The 19,244-nt window shown below is 32.6% G+C and carries 16 protein-coding genes; 12 read left to right on the top strand and 4 right to left on the bottom strand.

Going from position 1 to position 19,244, the window contains the following annotated elements:
• Positions 1-179 precede the first annotated feature (179 nt).
• Together BUE10_RS22815 and BUE10_RS22810 are read right to left on the bottom strand one after the other, a co-directional pair.
• Positions 180-1,511, bottom strand: a complete 1,332-nt coding sequence (locus BUE10_RS22815; RefSeq protein WP_073489344.1) for a sigma-54-dependent transcriptional regulator — start codon at positions 1,509-1,511, stop codon at positions 180-182.
• A 6-nt stretch (positions 1,512-1,517) separates the two neighbouring features.
• Positions 1,518-2,609 (bottom strand): sensor histidine kinase, encoded by a 1,092-nt coding sequence (locus tag BUE10_RS22810; protein WP_073489342.1) that lies wholly within the window; start codon positions 2,607-2,609, stop codon positions 1,518-1,520.
• Between the two features lie 406 nt (positions 2,610-3,015).
• Here BUE10_RS22810 and BUE10_RS22805 point away from each other — a divergent pair, with 406 nt between their 5' ends.
• From BUE10_RS22805 to BUE10_RS22790, 4 genes are all read left to right on the top strand, one after another.
• Complete coding sequence (locus BUE10_RS22805; protein ID WP_159439082.1) at positions 3,016-3,549, top strand: YcxB family protein; 534 nt, start codon at positions 3,016-3,018, stop codon at positions 3,547-3,549.
• A gap of 35 nt (positions 3,550-3,584) precedes the next feature.
• A complete protein-coding gene (locus tag BUE10_RS22800; RefSeq protein ID WP_073489339.1) occupies positions 3,585-4,040 on the top strand; it encodes a hypothetical protein in 456 nt (151 codons plus the stop codon).
• 139 nt (positions 4,041-4,179) lie between these two features.
• Complete coding sequence (locus BUE10_RS22795) at positions 4,180-5,475, top strand: DUF4861 domain-containing protein (protein WP_073489337.1); 1,296 nt, start codon at positions 4,180-4,182, stop codon at positions 5,473-5,475.
• Between the two features lie 392 nt (positions 5,476-5,867).
• Positions 5,868-6,044, top strand: a complete 177-nt coding sequence (locus BUE10_RS22790; protein ID WP_026729959.1) for a histone H1 — start codon at positions 5,868-5,870, stop codon at positions 6,042-6,044.
• Positions 6,045-6,134: 90 nt separating this feature from the next.
• On the opposite strand, the gene BUE10_RS22785 is transcribed toward BUE10_RS22790, so the two are convergent.
• Together BUE10_RS22785 and BUE10_RS22780 are read right to left on the bottom strand one after the other, a co-directional pair.
• Positions 6,135-7,448: a WG repeat-containing protein gene (locus BUE10_RS22785; protein WP_143055983.1), complete on the bottom strand. Its 1,314-nt coding sequence runs from the start codon at positions 7,446-7,448 to the stop codon at positions 6,135-6,137.
• 144 nt (positions 7,449-7,592) lie between these two features.
• Positions 7,593-8,633: a GntR family transcriptional regulator gene (locus BUE10_RS22780; protein WP_073489333.1), complete on the bottom strand. Its 1,041-nt coding sequence runs from the start codon at positions 8,631-8,633 to the stop codon at positions 7,593-7,595.
• A 383-nt stretch (positions 8,634-9,016) separates the two neighbouring features.
• Here BUE10_RS22780 and rhaT point away from each other — a divergent pair, with 383 nt between their 5' ends.
• From rhaT to BUE10_RS22740, 8 genes are all read left to right on the top strand, one after another.
• Positions 9,017-10,066, top strand: coding sequence for an L-rhamnose/proton symporter RhaT (gene rhaT / locus BUE10_RS22775; RefSeq protein ID WP_073489331.1), 1,050 nt, complete (start codon positions 9,017-9,019; stop codon positions 10,064-10,066).
• A 25-nt stretch (positions 10,067-10,091) separates the two neighbouring features.
• Positions 10,092-12,233: a bifunctional aldolase/short-chain dehydrogenase gene (locus BUE10_RS22770; RefSeq protein WP_073489329.1), complete on the top strand. Its 2,142-nt coding sequence runs from the start codon at positions 10,092-10,094 to the stop codon at positions 12,231-12,233.
• A 359-nt stretch (positions 12,234-12,592) separates the two neighbouring features.
• Positions 12,593-13,867, top strand: coding sequence for a sugar isomerase (locus BUE10_RS22765; protein WP_073489327.1), 1,275 nt, complete (start codon positions 12,593-12,595; stop codon positions 13,865-13,867).
• 101 nt (positions 13,868-13,968) lie between these two features.
• Entirely contained in the window at positions 13,969-15,330 is a 1,362-nt protein-coding gene (locus BUE10_RS22760; RefSeq protein ID WP_073489325.1) for an FGGY-family carbohydrate kinase, read from the top strand.
• A 143-nt stretch (positions 15,331-15,473) separates the two neighbouring features.
• Positions 15,474-16,229 carry a (Fe-S)-binding protein gene (locus BUE10_RS22755; protein WP_073489323.1) on the top strand — a complete coding sequence of 252 codons (756 nt, stop codon included), beginning with the start codon at positions 15,474-15,476 and terminating at the stop codon, positions 16,227-16,229.
• Between the two features lie 179 nt (positions 16,230-16,408).
• On the top strand, positions 16,409-17,812 hold the full coding sequence (locus BUE10_RS22750; RefSeq protein WP_073489321.1) for a lactate utilization protein B: 1,404 nt from the start codon (positions 16,409-16,411) through the stop codon (positions 17,810-17,812).
• Positions 17,802-18,389 (top strand): LutC/YkgG family protein, encoded by a 588-nt coding sequence (locus BUE10_RS22745; protein ID WP_073489319.1) that lies wholly within the window; start codon positions 17,802-17,804, stop codon positions 18,387-18,389. The genes BUE10_RS22750 and BUE10_RS22745 overlap by 11 nt, the downstream gene beginning before the upstream one ends.
• A 155-nt stretch (positions 18,390-18,544) precedes the next feature.
• Positions 18,545-19,006, top strand: a complete 462-nt coding sequence (locus BUE10_RS22740; RefSeq protein WP_091290698.1) for a hypothetical protein — start codon at positions 18,545-18,547, stop codon at positions 19,004-19,006.
• Positions 19,007-19,244: the final 238 nt, after the last annotated feature.

The following is a 19,244-nucleotide window of genomic DNA, read 5'->3' as shown; positions in this document are numbered from 1 at the left end:
TTACTTATTTGTACTATAAATCTTATTCTATTGTTTATTTGACTTATAGTAGGCAAAACATATGCCTCATTTTTTTATTTTTGATTAGTAGTTGGGTATCAATTAATTATTTTTTTGACAGACAAAAAGACCGTATTTTAAGCATAGGAAATTATTCCCGACTGGGGATTATTTACTCGTTATGTAATTTTTTGATTGAGTGTTTTACGGTCTATATTTAAAATCTTTGCCGCCTTACTTTTATTATTGCCAACAGAGTTAAGTACTTTTACGATCTGCTCTTTTTCATATTCTTTTAAGGTTTTAAAAGAATCGTTTTTATGAGGAATATGATATTTTAAATCATCAGGTACATTCTTAAGCGTAATAATTTCATCGCTCATGATAATCATTCTCTGCATTATGTTTTCAAGTTCCCTAATATTTCCCGGCCAGTCGTAACGTATTAAAACTTCCATAACTTTATCATCCATTACTACTTTTGGATTATGATACTCTGCGGCATATTTTGCAATAAAATTATTGGCAAGAAGTACAATATCTTCTTTCCTTTCTCGTAATGGGGAGGTTTGTATGTTTATAACATTTATTCGATAAAAAAGATCTTCTCTAAAAGTTCCGTCCAGTACCATTTTACGGAGATCACTATTTGTAGCTGCAATAATTCGAATATTAATTTTTTCTGGTGTTGTAGCGCCTATACGCGTAATTTCTTTTTCTTGTAATACACGCAGCAGTCTTGTTTGAAAAGCCATAGAGGCATTACCTATTTCGTCTAAAAAAATTGTGCCTCCGGCTGCGGCCTGAAATAAGCCAATTTTAGATTCTGCTGCACCGGTAAAAGCACCTTTTGTATAACCAAATAATTCTGATTCCAGAAGACTTTCAGGTATACCGCCGCAGTTAATAGATATAAAAGGCATTTTTGCCAAAGCACCCATATTGTGTATTGCTTTAGCAATTAGCTCTTTGCCTGTTCCGCTTTCTCCTTCAATCAAAATATTGGCTTTGTTGTCTTTAACACGTTTGATCATCTCTACCAATTCTTTAAATTGAGAAGACTGGCCAATTAAGGCAGAATAGCTGTTTTCTTGAGGAACTAAGAAAGAATCACTATTAAAAGCTTTAAAACTGTTTTTCATTTTTAATAAAGAACTCTTAATAGCATTGTTAAGTTCTTCATTTGTAAATGGTTTTATGAGATAGTCTAAGGCACCCGATTTAAGGGCATTTATGGCATCATTTACGGTAGGAAATCCGGTTATAACCAATTTAGGGACAACAGGAAAATGTTCCTCTGTATATTTTAATAATTCTATACCGTTTACTTCCGGCATATTAAGATCTGTAATTAATAAATCTATAGCACTTGATTTTAAAACATCAATAGCCTCATTAACAGATGATGCTTTATAAGTATTAAAATTTAATGCCTTTATAGTACGCTGAACAAAATCAAGCGTTTCATAATTGTCATCGACAATGAGTATGTTTTCTTTTCTTAAATTCATTTTTAATTAACTTAGGGGAAGTTTTATTGTAAAAATTGTACCCGATGGTTTGTTGTCTTGAACTATTATTTCTCCATTATGGGTTTTAACAATTCCATGAACAACGCTTAGTCCTAAACCTAAGCCGCTGGTGGTGGTTTTTGTGGTAAAGAATGATTTAAAAATTTTTTGTTTAATAGCATCAGGTATTCCGTGACCTTCATCTTCAATAGTAATGAATAGGTTTTTAGCATCATCTTCGACAATTGTTTTAATGATGCTTTTTTGTGGTGAGGCGTGTATGGCATTTATAAGTAAATTAAAGAGAACCTGTGTAATTTGTACGGCATCTATTTTTGCTGTTAATGAACAGTTTTTAATTATTAATTCACTTTTAATTTCTTTTTTTTGAAAGTTCTGTTTTAAAAAGGATAAGGCAAATGTTACAATTGGCTTGATTTCTTCTTGTCTGGGCTGATAGGGCATTTCACTCGAAAAAAACATTAATTTTTTTACTATTTCCCTGGTGTAAATTGCTGATTTAATGATTGTGGTAATATCAGAATCGATTTCAGGATCAACATTACTGAGTTTTATAAGTTCAGCATATCCTAAAATATTTCCTAAAGGATTATTGAGTTCGTGTGCAATTCCGGCGGTCATTTCACCAAGGGTAGATAATCGGTCTATTCTTTCGATTGTTCTGCGTAAACGGTCTTTTTTTTCTAAAGTTTGATATTTTTCAATATAATTTCCAATTTCTATTGCGGCCGTATTCAATAGTTTTTGTTCGTCTTCAAGGAATTGGTCAGGCTTGTATTTATTCTGTGGATAATGAACTTTAATATTTCCCGGTTCTGTACCTGGAATATTTATCGTACTGCTTTGAAATATTGTGTTTTTAGATAATATGGAGGTTAAAAAATGATAATCTAAAACCTGGATTTCTACAATTGCATCGTCGTTAAATTTCCATGCATTTTTAATGATGAAAATAATTTTTTCAAGTACTTCTTTTTCTATATCATTTGATTGCGATATTGTTTTTGAAATTTCGTAAAGGCAGGTTAATTCCTTAACGCGTTCTTTTAATTTTTCTTCTGTCTGCTCAGATTTCATTTTGTACGAAATAGTTTATAATCATTTTAAATTACAGGCCAAATGTAATTAAATAATTGGGTTTAGGTTCTTAAAGATTGTTTATAATTAACTATTTGAAAACAAAATAAATAGCATTTATTTTTATAGCTTATTTTGGTATTTTTTTGACTTATTTAGGTTGTTTTTTTAATTGTTTTAGTTGATGAAAAGAAACGATTTTTACATTTTTAGATTAAATGATATTTCTTACATATGGAATAATCTTTTTATTATTCTTAACTTTTATAAAAGATTTTTTTTGATTTAGCAGTTTGCATTAATGTCCTATTTTAATAAACTTATGTCGTTAGGGGGAGTTCATGGCTTTCTGTTTGTGGTAATTTTGTCCTATACAAAAACAAACGCAATCTTTTGCCGCATAAAAATGAATACTCCTAATTTTTCATTAGAGTTTGGGTTGGACGTTTCTGAAATTCAAAAATTGAATAAGATGTATTTTAAACATCTATACAAAGAAAGAATTTTAGCCCTCTTTTCTATTATATTATTCTTCTTGATTTTTATTGACCTGAAAAATGGTAAAGACTTAATTGATTGGATAATAAGGAGTTTATTGTTTGTTGTTTTGTTTTTAATGATTCAGTACTCTGTTGTAAATTCTATTTGTAAAATCATTTTTAGACTGGCAAAAAGATTACTTCAGTCTGAAAATTTTATAAACAAATACCGGTTTAACTTTACTAATACTTTTATCTATGTGCAGTCACCATTAGGAAGATTTAAACATAAATGGAGTAAAATTGAAAAAGCAATGCTTACTAAAGATTTTTTCTTTTTGTATGTGAAAGAACGAAACGGTTATATTATTTCTATAGCTAATAATGCCAGAAATGAACGAGATATTGAAAAATTAGTCGCATTTGTAGAAAACAATGTAACGCATGTTACAAAGGTTTAATTGAAGTCTTTTTTAAAATAATTTTATAAGAAACAATGAAAAAGGAGAGTGTTTTAGTTAGAGATAATCAGGGTGTTTTTTTAAAAATGTTTAGAAGAAGTTTTAAAAAAGAGTTTGAATTTTCTGAAGATTCTTTCTTGTTAGAAAACGGAAGTAAACCCAAAGATTTTGAACGTTCTATATTTGTTGTATATGACAAATCAGAATTAATAGATTTTTTAAAATTAGAAAAAAAGGGAACTAATGTAATGGTTTGTTTCTTCAATAAACATTTACATAATAGTTTGCTTTATTTTAACGAGATTAAAAATTTAAAACTTATAGATGCATCAAAATCAAGAAATGAGCTTTTAAAAGAATTAAATTCCTATTTTAAAGACACTTCAGATTTTATCTCAAAAATTCCGGAAATTAAATTTTCGAATCCGGCAGTTAGCCATACCCAGCTTGACAGTTTTCAAAAAGCTTTGTTTTTTATGACACAGTTTTAAAATTGCAAAAAAACTTTTTGCATTTTATTTAAACCAAACAGGGAAGCGCAGGATACAGAAAATGTTTTTGTGCTGTAAATTTAGAGAGGAATTATAATTAATTTCATTTTAATACTTAAATTGGTTTAAAATTAAAAGAATGAAAAGTACAATTAAACTTTGCACCTCAATTGCATTCTCTACACTAATTTTTGCGTCGTGCCAGGCGCAGCAAAAACTTTCTAAAGAAAATAAGATTGTTTTAAAAAACACTTCTAATATAGAATTATTTCAAAAAGCGATTACTGTAAAAAGAAATCAGCTTACAACAAATAAAGATTTAGGAACTTATCCGGTTTTACTTTTTAAGGATGATACTATTCCTGCACAGGTTAATGACCTAAACAGTGATGGAAAATGGGATGAACTTTTTTTTGTAACCAATTTTTCTCCAAATGAAGAAAAAACAATAGTGCTGAATTGGTCAAATAAAAATCCTAAATATCCAATAAAAACAAGTGTACGATTTGGAAAAAGAGAAGGGAAAAACCTTCCTGTTCATCCGGATACGCAGGAAGTTTTAATGGCAGACCAAGTACATAAAAAATTAGGCTATCAAAAATACCAAACTGACGGACCAACCTGGGAAAATGATAAAGTAGGTTTCAGGCATTATTTAGATGGAAGAAACTCAAAAGATGTCTTTGGAAAAAAATTACCGGGAATAACGCCGGAAGATGTTGGAATCAACAGCAAAGGCGCCGTTGAAGATAATTATCATGTAATGTACGACTGGGGAAGAGATATTTTTCCTGTTGGAAATTCGGCTGGTTTAGGAGGTTTTGCCTTATTGACTAATGACAATAAAATCAACAGACTCGGAATACTTGCGGCTGACACTTTAAATAATATTGAAAAAACAACTTTTAAAATCGTAAGCGAAGGTCCGGTTAATTCGGTTTTAAGTTACAACTATCAAAATTGGAAAGCCTCAGGAAATAAATATCAGGCACAGGAAACAACTTCGATCTGGCCGGGAATGTATGGCTATAAAAATACAGTTTCGCTGAATGGTTTAAAAGGAAACGAAATGCTGCTTGTAACGCTTTCTAACCTTAACAACCAAAACCCGCTGCAGGTAGTTGAAGCTGGAGATTTTGTGTGTTTTATTCAACATGATAAATTGACTTACGAACGTCAATGGATTTTAGGAACAGCTGTTATTGTTCCTAAAAATGTTTATAAAGGTTATATTGAAGCACCAAAAACGGGACAGCTGACAGATTCTTATCTCATAAAACTGAAAATAAAGAACAAGGAGGAAATAAGTTACTATCCGATAGCGGGATGGGAATTAAGCGCAGATACAAACTTTAAGGATTCTGTTTATTTTACCAATTATGTAACCAATCTGGCAAAGCAGCTTTCAGCTAAAATTAAGATAAGCATAAAATGAGTTTGATATTAACCTCATTTAAGATAGATAATAACAAAATCTTAATATTTAACCTGTATTTTAAAGTTCTGCATGTAAATAGACAATCAATTGGGGAAAAATTCCACACATTCTCAGTGGCGAAATAAAAATTTAAGCGAAAATCTTATACTTTAAAATCATTTTATTTTTTTATAAACCTATTTTAAAACATGTTTAAATAAGTTCTGAAATTTTGTTTTGATAATAATTGTCTGATTAATAGTTTATTGCAAAAAGATGATTTAGCAAAATGTGATTCGTAAATTTTAGGTTAATTTAAAGAACAAAAAACAATGATAATTTTAACAGCAAATATGTTGTAACTATCAATCAAACTTCTATTTTTGCGCCTTAATTTAATAATTATAAGCATGAAAGATCTATTAGTAAAAATCAACGCCGAAATTGACACATTCAAAGCAGAAGCTGAATCTTTAACTGAAAAAGGTATCAAAGCTGCAGGACCAAGAGCACGTAAAGCTACTTTAGAAATCGAAAAACTTTTAAAAGAGTTCAGAAAAGTTTCTATCGAAGAATCAAAAAAATAATACAACTAAAACCTCGTCAACTGGCGAGGTTTTTTTTTACTTTAATATGTAGGTTTTAAAAACCTTAGTATCTCAGCACCTCTAAAAAGCTTAATATTGTCTTGGTCCAATAGCTATTAATTCTTTAGTTTTTAAATCATATGTTTTAGTTTTATTACTGCATTGGAACTTAATTTGCAGTCGATTTTGTTCCATTAAATCAAACTGATACGTCCAACGATCGTTTTTGTCTTCTTTTAATTTTATAATTTCCTGTCCATCTTGGTTGTATAAAGCATATACATCATGCTTATCTTCATTTTTAACCGTAAAATAATAAAAGTTTAATAATTTATTATCCTTGAAAAATTGGAATAACTCTTTACTTGGCTGATAATAAAAATGTATTGTCTGCATCCCTATTAGATTAAATTCGGCAGGCAGGATAATCTTTCCGCTTTGATCAATAATTCCCATTATAGCTCCTTCTTTTTGAAGTGAAAAAGCAAAAAGTTTATCTACAATGATGTCATAATTTGGATGGATATCAGCATAATGAGCTGCTCTCTGTTTTACAGACTCAAGAAAAGGATAGGCAAAAGGAGAAATTGTTCCATCAAAATCAACAATCTGAATCCCTTTTTCAGTTTCAGAAAAATAATATTTATCATAAGCCATTAGTACATTTTTGGCAGTATTAGGTTTGACGTTTAATGTACTGTCAATAGCGGTATCATAATATGGATTTGGTTTTCCGGTTTCTGAATTGCTTTTCTGCGCCCAAATTTCATTTTTCTTTTTTACATATAAATAGCTTTGAAAATCTTTATACAATTTTAATAGAATCTTTTTATCTGTATTGAGATCGAAATATCCAAATTGATTGTCACTATTAAGATAAATCATATTTTTATCAAGGTGTGTTATTACAGGATAACTACAAATTTCACTCGCTTTATTATCATCTAAACGAAGTAATTTGTCATCAAATTTTATAAGATTGGTCTGCTCGGGAATTGTTTGTTCACCTAAAAATTGTTTTTTGGTTATAAGATAAAGCTGTTTATTATAGTGAAAAAGTGATTTTATACTTTCACCTTCATCAAAAGTATATATCAACTTACCATTTACATTAAATAGAAAACTTTTGGAATTCCAGGTAATGGTGTCTAGCGGATAATATCCAATATAAAAAATCTGCTTTGATGTTGGCGGGTAAGTTTCACCAACCAAATACCGATCTATTGTCTCATAGTTTGGCGGAATAAGAACTTGTTTGGTAGAAGTAACCATTACGCCGCTTTTAGTACCTTTCATAAATATAGAATAAGGCGTATCTGAAAAAGGGTAATATTTTAATTTTGCCTTGCAGGAATTAAAAAGTATACAAGACAGAATCAGCAATACATAAAGTATATTTTTCATAGACTTACTTTTATTATAATGATATAATAAATTGTAAAAAGGTTGGGATTGAGTTTTGTTTTATTTACTTAAAATAAAAACCTCCAAATTCATTGCATTTTGGAGGTTTAATCTATGTATAAAAAAACTTAGAACCTTAGTAGCTTAGATAGAATTTCTATCAATAAAATTAAAAGGCACCTTAAACTGGCCTTTCTCTTTATTCAAAATCATTCTGGCAGCAGTTTCTCCCATAATATTAAAATCAGTAGACATTACGGTTATGCCCAGTAATTCTTTTAAAGGTGTATCATTATAAGAAATAACTCCGATATCTTTCCCTAAAACATATTCTTCATCCCGAATCTGTTTCATTAAATTAACCAAATCTGATTCTTCAATAGTAATAAATAAGTCCCCCTTTTTAAGAATCATATCGTCATAAACTTCACTAAGAATCTCAAAGTTGATTTCGTGCTCCACACAAAATTTTCTGAAACCGTGCAAAATTCTTCTCGGATACGGATAAACTGCTTTATCAGGATATACTAAAATTAATTTTTTGTATTTGGTGATTTTCGTTAAACCTTCTTTCAGCGCATTGTAAATATCATTTTCAAAATCCTGATAAATTTTAATGATTTCACCTTCATGCGAAAGTTTGATATTATCCATTAAAACCAATTTCTCTTCCGGAATTCTTTGAATGGCTTTGGCAACTTCATCCGTAAAACTTAAATGTTTTAATTCATCTGTTTTAAAATGCGTCGTAATAACATAATAATCATAAGCCCCCTCAAACTTATCCAATAAATTTAAAAACAGCGTTTCGTCGCAATGGTAAATATGAAGATCAGTATGCGCATTGGCACCAAGAGTATCAATAAACGAGCTGTACGTTTTCATTTTGTAAGCGCTCAGTTTATTAAACAAAAACAAAATATTTACTTTCGACTCCAGTTTTGTTCGGGTAATATAATAGCCTTTTCCTCTAATCGAAGAAATGATTTTTCTTTCCTTTAAAATATTATAGGCTTTTTCAACCGTATCACGCGACATGTAAAACTCTTCGCTGAAACTGTTTATTGAAGGGATTTTTTGGTTGATTTTTAAATTTCCGTTAGCAATATTCTGCAAAATCGAGTCAACAATTTGTTTGTATTTGGGAATCCTCGAATCTTCGTCTATTTTAATTAATTTAATCATGCTGGTATTTTGCAATCTGTTTCAGGTTAGGGGTATGAAACATTTTTTTTTAATTATAATTTTATAAAAAGCAATCCTAAAAACGGCTTCATATACTGATTTTACTACTTTCCTTACAAACAACAGCGATAAAATAAAAGTACTCTTTATTTTCAGGCAGTTATACTAAATAGCGGATATAATAATTACGAAATCGATTGCTAAAGTAGCACTTTTAAATTTATTTTTCGAATACAATTGAATTGATCTTTGCAATTAATGCGCACTTTTAACAAAAAATACACGAATCATAAAGGATAGTACAGGACAGTTTTCTTTTCTACATTATATTATTTTACAAAACGAAATTAACTATCGCAATTAACCACAAACAAAATTATTAAATGGAATCATTATTAGGAATCATTTTTCATTCTATCGGAGGATTTTCTTCAGGTAGTTTTTATATGCCTTTTAAAAAAGTTAAAGATTGGGCTTGGGAAAGCTACTGGCTTGTAGGCGGTTTTTTTTCCTGGTTAATTGTACCGCCAATTGCAGCTTATTTAACGATTCCAAATTTTACTGAAATTATCATTACAGCTTCGCCAGCCATCAAAACCTTTACTTTTTCAATGGGGTTGATTTGGGGAATTGGAGGATTAACATACGGTCTTGGCGTTCGTTATTTAGGAATGTCACTTGGAAACTCCATCATTTTAGGATTCTGTTCTGCATTTGGAGCCCTAGTTCCTTCTATATATTATGATTTATACCCAACAGAAGGTAAAATTTCGTTTAGTGATATGTTGTCAACTACTGGCGGACGATTGGTTTTACTAGGTGTTGCAGTCTGTCTTTTGGGAATTGCAATTTCTGGAAAAGCCGGAATCCTAAAAGAAAAAGATTTTGCAGTTGGACACGAAGATAAAGACAAAGATTTCAGTCTTGTAAAAGGTTTAATCATTGCGGTAATTTCTGGAATTTTAAGTTCTTTTTTTAATTACGGAATCGAAGCTGGAAAACCAATGGCAGAGCAGGCCGTCATAAATGGCTGTAATCCATTATTTCAAAACAATGTAACCTATATCGTTTTGCTTTGGGGAGGTTTAACAACCAATTTTATTTGGTGTTTGTACCTTAATTTTAAAAACAGATCAATTGGTGATTATACCAATAAAGAAACACCAATAACCAAAAACGTTTTGTTTTCTGCACTTGCCGGAACAATGTGGTTCTTGCAGTTTTTCTTCTACGGAATGGGCGAAAGTAAATTAGGAAACGGTGCCAGTTCATGGATTCTGCATATGGCAACCATTATTTTAACAGCAAACTTTTGGGGATTCTATTTGAAAGAGTGGCAGGGTGTTTCTAAAAAAACATTCAGAACTTTTATTTGGGGGATCGGATTGATAATGCTTTCGATCGTTTTGGTCGGAATTGGGAATTCTTTGTAAATACTTGAAAAAATATATGATAACAATGTCAAATACAAATACAAAAAATATGAATTTTAAGCATGTGAGCTATCTTTGGGATGAAGCTAAAGCAGCAGCATTAGCAGGAGATGAAGTAGCGCTTTTCATTTATCGTTCGAACCTTTTAGGAGCCGATTTAAGATTGACTAACTATGGAGGAGGAAATACTTCTGTAAAAATTACAGACAAAGATCCCTTAACAGGAGCAAGTTCAGATGTTATGTGGATTAAAGGTTCTGGAGGAGATATTGGTACATTGACAAAATCTGGCTGTGCAGCATTATATTTAGACAGATTACGTAATCTTGAAAAAGTTTATAAAGGAATCGAGTTTGAAGATGAAATGGTAGAATTATTCAATCATTGTATTTTCGATTTGGCTTCAAAAGCGCCATCTATTGATACGCCTTTGCACGGTTTTTTGCCATTTAAACATATTGATCACCTTCATCCAGATGCGGCAATTGCAATCGCTGCAGCAAAAGACGGTGCAAAAATCACCGAAGAATTATTTGACGGAGAAATTGGCTGGGTAGGCTGGCAGCGCCCGGGCTTTGACTTAGGACTTCAATTAAGAAGCTGTTTAGAAGAAGCTGCAAAAAAAGGAAAAAAACTACGCGGAATCATGCTAGGTTCTCACGGTCTTTTTACATGGGGAGAGACTGCATACGAAAGTTATATCAATACGCTGGAAGTAATCGAAAAATGTGCTGAATATTTAGAGAATAACTACGGCAAAAAACGTCCGGTTTTTGGAGGTCAGAAAATCGAAAGTCTTCCAGAAGCAGACCGTAAATTAAAAGCAGCAAAAGCAGCTCCAATTTTAAGAGGTTTCTGTTCATCAGAACGTCAAATGATAGGACATTATACAGATGATGCAAGAGTATTGGAATTCATTAATTCAAATGACCTTTCAAAATTAGCTCCGTTAGGAACATCTTGTCCGGATCACTTTTTAAGAACAAAAATCAGTCCGCTGGTTTTAACATTAGATCCAAACGAAGACTTATCAGATGTTGATGCGGTAAAAGCAAAATTAGCTCCGGCTTTTGAAGCTTACCGTGCTATGTACAAAGACTATTATAATGCCTGCAAGAAATCGAATTCTCCTGCAATGCGTGACCCAAATCCGGTGGTGATTTTATATCCGGGAGTAGGGATGTTCACTTTTGCAAAAGATAAAACGATGGCACGTTTAGCATCAGAATATTATATCAATGCCGTAAACGTAATGAAAGGTGCTGAAGCAGTTTCAGAATATACTTCATTACCGCACCAAGAAGCATTTGATATTGAATATTGGTTATTAGAAGAAGCAAAATTACAGCGTATGCCAAAACCAAAAGCATTGTCAGGAAGAGTAGCTGTAATTACAGGTTCTGCAGGCGGAATTGGTAAAGCTATTGCGAAGAAATTTGCTCAGGAAGGTGCTTGTGTAGTAATCAATGATATCAACGAAGAGCGTTTAGAAGGCGCAACAGCTGAGTTTATAAAAGCTTTTGGTAAAGATGCAGTTTCAAGCACTTTATTAAATGTTACGGATGAAAAAAGTACAGAATTAGCTTTAGACCAAGCTTCTTTAGCTTTTGGCGGTGCAGATATTATTGTAAACAATGCCGGAATCAGTATTTCTAAATCTATTGCAGAACATACGCTTGAAGAGTGGGACAGATTATATGATATTTTGGTAAAAGGACAATTTATTGTTTCTAAAGCCGGAATCGAAGTAATGCGCAAACAAGGTTTTGGAGGGGATATTGTAAACATTGTTTCTAAAAATGCAGTAGTAGCCGGTCCAAATAATCCGGGTTACGGTTCTGCAAAAGCCGCTCAGGCGCATTTAACACGTTTAATGGCCGCCGAATTAGGAGCCGATAAAATTCGTGTAAACACTGTAAATCCTGATGCTGTAATCTCAGATTCAAATATTTGGTCTGGAGGATGGGCAGAAGGTCGTGCAAAAGCATACGGAATCACGGTAGAAGAATTACCGGCATACTATGCAAAACGTACGTTATTGAATGAAATCATATTGCCGGATGATATCGCAAATGCTTGTTTTGCGTTTGTTGGAGGTTTCCTGAACAAATCGACAGGAAACGCCTTAAACGTAGACGGCGGCGTAGCAATGGGCTTTTATAGATAAAAATTATTTAAGTTTTTTTATAAGTTTGTTTAAGCAAAAGTGGTTTTTTGTGGTCTAGCGTTCGAATTCTTTCGAACGTTAGATTTTTTTAGACATCCCATTTTTATAAGCAGACCAATTGCCATAAAATAGTAAAGTTAAACCAGAGTTCAGTGTAAAAATTTTAAGTGAAAAATATTAAATATAAGGACATAGAACGCGGATGAAACAGATTCGCTATCGCGAAAACGCGGAAAAAAACGGATTTTTTTAATTCAATCTTATAAAAATCCGTTTTTTTCCGCGTCTTCGCGATAGCGAATCCGTCAAATCTGCGTCTAAAATTCATATATTGTAACTCTATTAAAATATCAATAACTATGTTAATCGGATCAAACCACATCGAATCTCATAACGAAGATTTATTAAAAAAACACCAAAACAAACTTGTTTTTACAACATCAGAAATTGATAATGCAGAAGCGATTATCCAAAAACTAATCGATTTTCAAATCGCAATCCCATCTTGGGCTTTAGGAACAGGAGGAACAAGATTCGGACGTTTTGCCGGAGGCGGAGAACCACGTTCAATCGAAGAAAAAATCGAAGATGTTGGATTGCTTCATAAATTAAACAACGCTTCAGGAGCCATTTCGCTTCATATTCCGTGGGATATTCCACAAGATTATAAAGCAATCAAAACATTAGCGTCACAGCACAATTTAAAGTTTGATGCCATGAACTCGAATACATTTCAGGATCAGGCAGACGCAGAACATACATACAAATACGGATCATTACAAAACGTAAATAAAGCCGTTCGTAAACAAGCAATCGCACACAATATTGAAGTGATTAAACACGGAATCGAATTAGGATCTGAATCTTTAACCGTTTGGCTTGCAGACGGTTCTAACTTTCCGGGGCAGTTAAACTTTCGTAAAGCATACCAAAATACCTTAGAAAGTTTAGAAGAAATCTACGATGCATTACCTTCAAACTGGAAACTATTTTTAGAATACAAATGCGCCGAACCTAACTTTTATTCTACAACAGTTGCAGACTGGGGACAATCGTATTCTTACGTAAAAAAACTAGGAGATAAAGCACAAACATTAGTCGATTTAGGACATCATTTGCCAAACGCTAATATCGAACAGATTGTTTCCTTATTATTAATGGAAAACAAACTGGGCGGATTCCACTTTAACGATTCAAAATACGGCGATGACGATTTAACAGCCGGAGCCTTAAAACCATATCAATTATTTTTGATTTTCAATGAATTGGTAGAAGGAATGGACGCAAGAGGAATGAACCACGCCAAAGATTTAGGCTGGATGATTGACGCTTCGCACAACATTAAAGATCCATTAGAAGATTTATTACAATCTGTTGAAGCCATTATGATTGCTTACGCACAGGCACTTTCTGTAGACAGAAAAGCATTAGAACAAGCACAACAGGAAAATGACGTAGTAAAAGCACAGGAAATTCTTCAAAACGCTTTCCGTACAGACGTTCGCGCATTAGTTGCTGAAGCTCGTTTGCGTTCAGGAGCCGCTTTAAATCCGGTAGAATTATACAGAAGCCTTTCTGTTAGAAAAAATCTTATTGGAGAAAGAGGATTAAAAACATTAGCTACTGGTTTGTAATTATGAGTTTTGAATTATGAATTATAAGTTGATAAAAAAACTTAACAAAAACATAATTCGTTAACTCATAATTTATAACTCATAACTCATAACTAAATTAAATGAATGTAGTTGCAATTTTTGATATTGGTAAAACAAACAAAAAAGTATTTTTATTTGATGAAAACTATAGAATTGTTTGGGAGAAATCAGTCAATTTTGACGAAACGGTCGACGAAGACGGTTTTCCCTGCGAAGATATAGAAGTGCTTAAAAACTGGATTTTTGAGCGCTTGTCAGAAATAAAAACTTTAACTAATTATGTTTTAAAAGCCATCAATTTTAGTACTTACGGTGCTAGTTTTGTCTACATTGATAAAGAAGGAAAAGTTTTAACTCCTCTGTATAATTATTTAAAAGATTATCCAGAGGATTTAAAAAACGATTTCTATAAAAAATACAAAGGAAAAGAAGCATTTGCCGTAAAAACAGCTTCTCCCGTTTTGGGAAGCTTAAATTCAGGAATGCAGATTTACCGTTTAAAAGAAGAAAAACCGGACTTGTTTAAAAAGGTGCAATATTGTTTACACCTGCCGCAGTTTTTGAGTTTTCTTTTAACCAATGAAGCTTACGCCGATATTACAAGCGTGGGCTGTCATACCAATCTTTGGAATTTCAAAAAAATGAAATACCACAAATGGTTAAAAAATGAAGGCATTTCAGGTAAAATTCCGCCGCTTTATAACGGAAAAGATGTTATAAAAAATAAAGAAGGTTTAGCTGTAGGAGCAGGGCTTCACGATAGTTCATCGGCGATAATTCCGTATACCATAAACTTTACCGAGCCTTTTGTTTTATTATCAACAGGAACCTGGAGTATTTCCTTAAATCCGTTCAACAATAAACCGTTGACTTTTGAAGAGTTACAACACGATTGTTTGTGTTATTTACAATACACAGAAAAACCTGTAAAAGCTGCGAGACTTTTTGCAGGAAACGAACACGAAGTACAGACCAAACGTTTAGCAGAACATTTTAACGTTCCGGTTGATACGTACAAAGATGTTTATTTTGATAAAAATGTCGTTTCAAATTTAAGAGCTTTAAATTTTCAAATTATTTATCCTAAAAAGTATAATTTTGACATCCTGAAAGAATGCCCTTTTCAAAAAAGAGACCTTTCAACATTTAAAAGCTATGAAATCGCTTATCATCAATTAATGTTAGATTTAGTAGAACAACAAGTTTTTTCAACTAATTTAGTCATTCATAACAGTCCGGTAAAGAAAATATTTGTAGACGGAGGTTTCAGCAAAAATTCCATTTATATGAATTTATTAGCCGAAGCTTTTCCAGATGTAGAGGTTTATGCCGCATCAATGGCGCAGGCAAGTGCTTTGGGAGCTGCATTGGCAATTCACCAGAACTGGAATCCTAAACCAATCCAGAATGATTTGATTGATTTGAAGTTTTACAAACATTAAAAATTTATGCCACAGATTAAAGGATTTAATAGATTTTTTTCACGCAGATTCTGCAGATTTAAGCAGATCTAATTTAAAAAATCTGCGTGCATCTGCCTAAATCTTTTAAAATCTGCGTGAAAAAAATAATAATTACCAAGAATATGAAAATCGGACTATTTATACCGTGTTATGTCGATCAGTTTTATCCGAAAGTGGGGATCGCGACATACGAACTTTTACAGAAATTAGGCTGTGAGGTTCATTTTCCGATGGGACAAACCTGCTGTGGCCAGCCAATGGCAAACAGCGGTTATGCGCATTTAACAAAAGGCTGTGATGCTAATTTTATAGCCAATTTTACCGGATTTGATTATATTGTCTGCCCTTCAGGAAGCTGCGTACTTCATGTAAAAGATCATTTGCATGACGAAAAAAATGAAGAAGCAGCGGCAAAAATTAGAAACACCGTTTTTGAACTAACAGAATTTATAACTGATATTTTAAAAATCGACCATATCGACGGAAGTTTTCCTTTTAAAGTGGGAATGCACGTAAGCTGCCATGGACAACGTGGATTACATCTTTCTCAAATGTCGGAATTAAACGCACCATTTTTCTCCAAACCAGAACAATTACTGCACAACATAAAAGGACTTGATTTAGTTGCTTTAACGAGAAAAGATGAATGCTGCGGTTTTGGAGGAACATTTTGTGTAACCGAAGAAGCCATTTCTGTAAAAATGGGGCAAGACCGAATTAAAGATCACGAAAGCCACAATGTAGATTATATTACAGGCGGTGATATGTCGTGTTTAATGCATTTAGAGGGAATTTTAAAAAGACAAAAAAGCAGAATAAAAACCATTCATATTGCTGAAATATTAAATTCACTCGAAAACGAAGTAAATTTAAGATAAACATAAATTTCTTTTTCTACCATTAAGATATTAAGTTCATAAAGCTTGACTTAATGCTAAAACAGAGAAACTATTTAAAATTGAAGCTTAATTTTCTTTTATCCTTAAGCATTTAAGTTCATAAAGTTTGGCTTAATTAACTTAATACCTTAATGGTAAAAACATTTAACTGACAAAAGATGTCTTCAGAAAAAATAATACAGCACAGCGAAGCCGCAGCAAAGTTCAACAAAGATGTAGAGCGTGTCAACTGGCATGATGAAACACTTTGGTTTGTTCGTGCAAAGCGTGATAAATCGGCACATCAAATTAAGGATTGGGAATTATTACGTGAAACAGCATCCCAAATAAAGGCCAATGTACTTTCTAATATTCATGATTATTTAGTTGAATTTGAGGCTAATGCGCAAAGAAATGGAATCATTGTACACTGGGCAGCCGATGCAAAAGAACATAATGAAATAGTGCATTCGATCATGGCAAAACATGATGTAAAGCAAATGGTAAAATCAAAATCAATGCTTACAGAAGAATGTCATTTAAACGATTATTTAGCCGAAAAAGGCATAGAAGTTATCGACTCAGATTTAGGTGAATATATTGTGCAGCTTCGTAAAGAACCGCCAAGTCATATTGTTTTACCAGCTATTCATCTTAAGAAAGAAGACGTAAGCGAAACTTTCCACGAACACTTAGGAACAGAAAAAGGAAATTTTGATCCGCAATACTTAACCGAATCGGCACGTCATAGTTTAAGAAATACCTTCTTAACCCGAAAAGTAGCTTTAACCGGAGTTAATTTTGCTATTGCAGAAACCGGAGAATTTGTAGTTTGCACCAACGAAGGAAACGCCGATATGGGCGCGCATTTAGCTGATGTTCATATTGCCTGTATGGGATTTGAAAAACTAATTCCGCAGCGTAAACATTTAGGTGTTTTCCTGAGATTATTGGCAAGAAGCGCAACAGGACAACCGATAACGACTTTTTCAAGCCATTTCAAGAAACCAAGAGACGGGAAAGAACTTCATATCGTAATTGTCGATAACGGCAGAAGCAAGCAGTTAGGACGAGAAGATTTCAGAAATTCCTTAAAATGTATTCGCTGTGGTGCCTGTATGAATACCTGTCCTGTTTACAGACGAAGCGGAGGACACAGTTATCATAATGCAGTTGCCGGACCAATTGGTTCTATTTTGGCACCCAATTTAGATATGAGCAAAAATGCCGATCTTCCTTTTGCCAGTACGCTTTGCGGTTCTTGTACGAACGTTTGTCCGGTTAAAATTGATATTCACGATCAATTGTACAAATGGCGTCAGGTTTTGGTAAAAGACGGTTATACGCCAAAAGTAAAAACCATTGCAATGAAAACGATGGCAACAGTTTTAGCCAACCCAACGATTTTTAATATCGCAGGAAAATCAGGAAGACTTGTGATGAAAAATGTTCCCGTAATGGTCAATAATAAATTGAATAAATGGTACGATCAGCGCGAAATGCCAGATGTTCCCGAGGAATCTTTTAGAGAATGGTACAAGAAAAATTCGAGAGAATCTAAAGCAAAAGACAATGAGCAGTAAAGCTGAAATTTTAAATAGAATAAAACTAAACCAACCCGATTTAGTGACAGACCTGCCGGATTTAAGTGTTTTAGGTTCAGAAGATTTTGATATCCTAGAGACTTACAAAACAGTTTTAAAAGGTATTGGAGGAGATCCCGTTGAGGTTTCTAATTACAATGAAATCATTAATTATATAAAATCACATTACAATCTTCAAAAGAGATTAATTACAACGCTTCCGGAGCTTTCAGAAATTGCTTCTCTGGATTGGAATAATGTTGATCCGCATTCGCTTCAGGATGTTGAATTAACTGTTATAAAAGCTCATTTTGGAGTTGCAGAAAACAGTGCACTTTGGGTAACCGATGATATTTTAGGACAGCGAATTGCGCCTTTTATTGCACAATATTTGGCGATAATTGTTCATAAAAAAGATATTATTCGCACAATGCAGCAAGCTTATGATCGAATCGGAAATCAGGAATATGGTTTCGGAACTTTTATTGCCGGACCTTCAAAAACTGCTGATATTGAGCAATCATTGGTTTTAGGTGCGCATGGCGCACGTGGATTGATTGTTTTTTTATTGGATTAATATTTACAGTTTCATCATAAAATAAACTGTGTTAATGTCTTTTGACTTTGCACAGTTTTTTTGTTTTATATCTTTAAGATTTTTATAAAAGCTAGGCAGCGTTTACGTTATATTTGTTTAATATCGTAGTAGACAAATTAGTAAAAAGAATAATTATGAAGGAAATAGGACTTAAAATAATTGGAAAAATCTCAGTAGTTCTTATCATTTTAGGCTTTTTATTTTTTTTATTTTTACTTTTTGAAGGATATCTTATAAGAAAAGATATTAAGTTAAATGGCAAAGTTACAGTTGGAAAATGTATTTCACACAGCAAATATAAAGGGGCTAAAATTGATTATTTGATTTACAATATTGACGGAATAAGATATAAAGCAGAAGGAGGTTCTTCAATAGGTTCTTCTGAGAGTGTTGGAAAATTCTACAAGATTCGTTATTCTGAAAAATTTAAAGGATCTATAGAAGCCTCTTTTGATCAGGAAGTAACAGATACTATAGAAATCTTGAAAGCCGGATTTGCAAAAAGAGATATGAATGCTTTCGGTAATGATTCCATAACTGCTCGTGAAGCATCACTTAAGCAAGAAATTTTTGCAATACTCAATATTAAAGAATAAGTATGTTTTTATTGGATTAAATGTGTAGTCCCTACGGGACAAATTTTCAAGATGTGATCTTGAATGCTGCCGATATTTAATCTCTCCGAGATATTCTATGAGAAACAATTAAGACATTATAGATTAACTCCGCTAGGAGTTTTATATCGGTAGAAAAAAAATCAACACATAACGAATACTCCGCTAGGAGTATTTGATAATTGCAAAAAACATTATGCAATAATCAATTTCTAGGTCA

The sequence above is a fragment of the Flavobacterium sp. CF108 genome, from assembly GCF_900129795.1.
Lineage (GTDB): Bacteria > Bacteroidota > Bacteroidia > Flavobacteriales > Flavobacteriaceae > Flavobacterium.
Note: the sequence above shows the minus strand (reverse complement) of the source record. Positions and strands in the feature narration are given on the sequence as shown.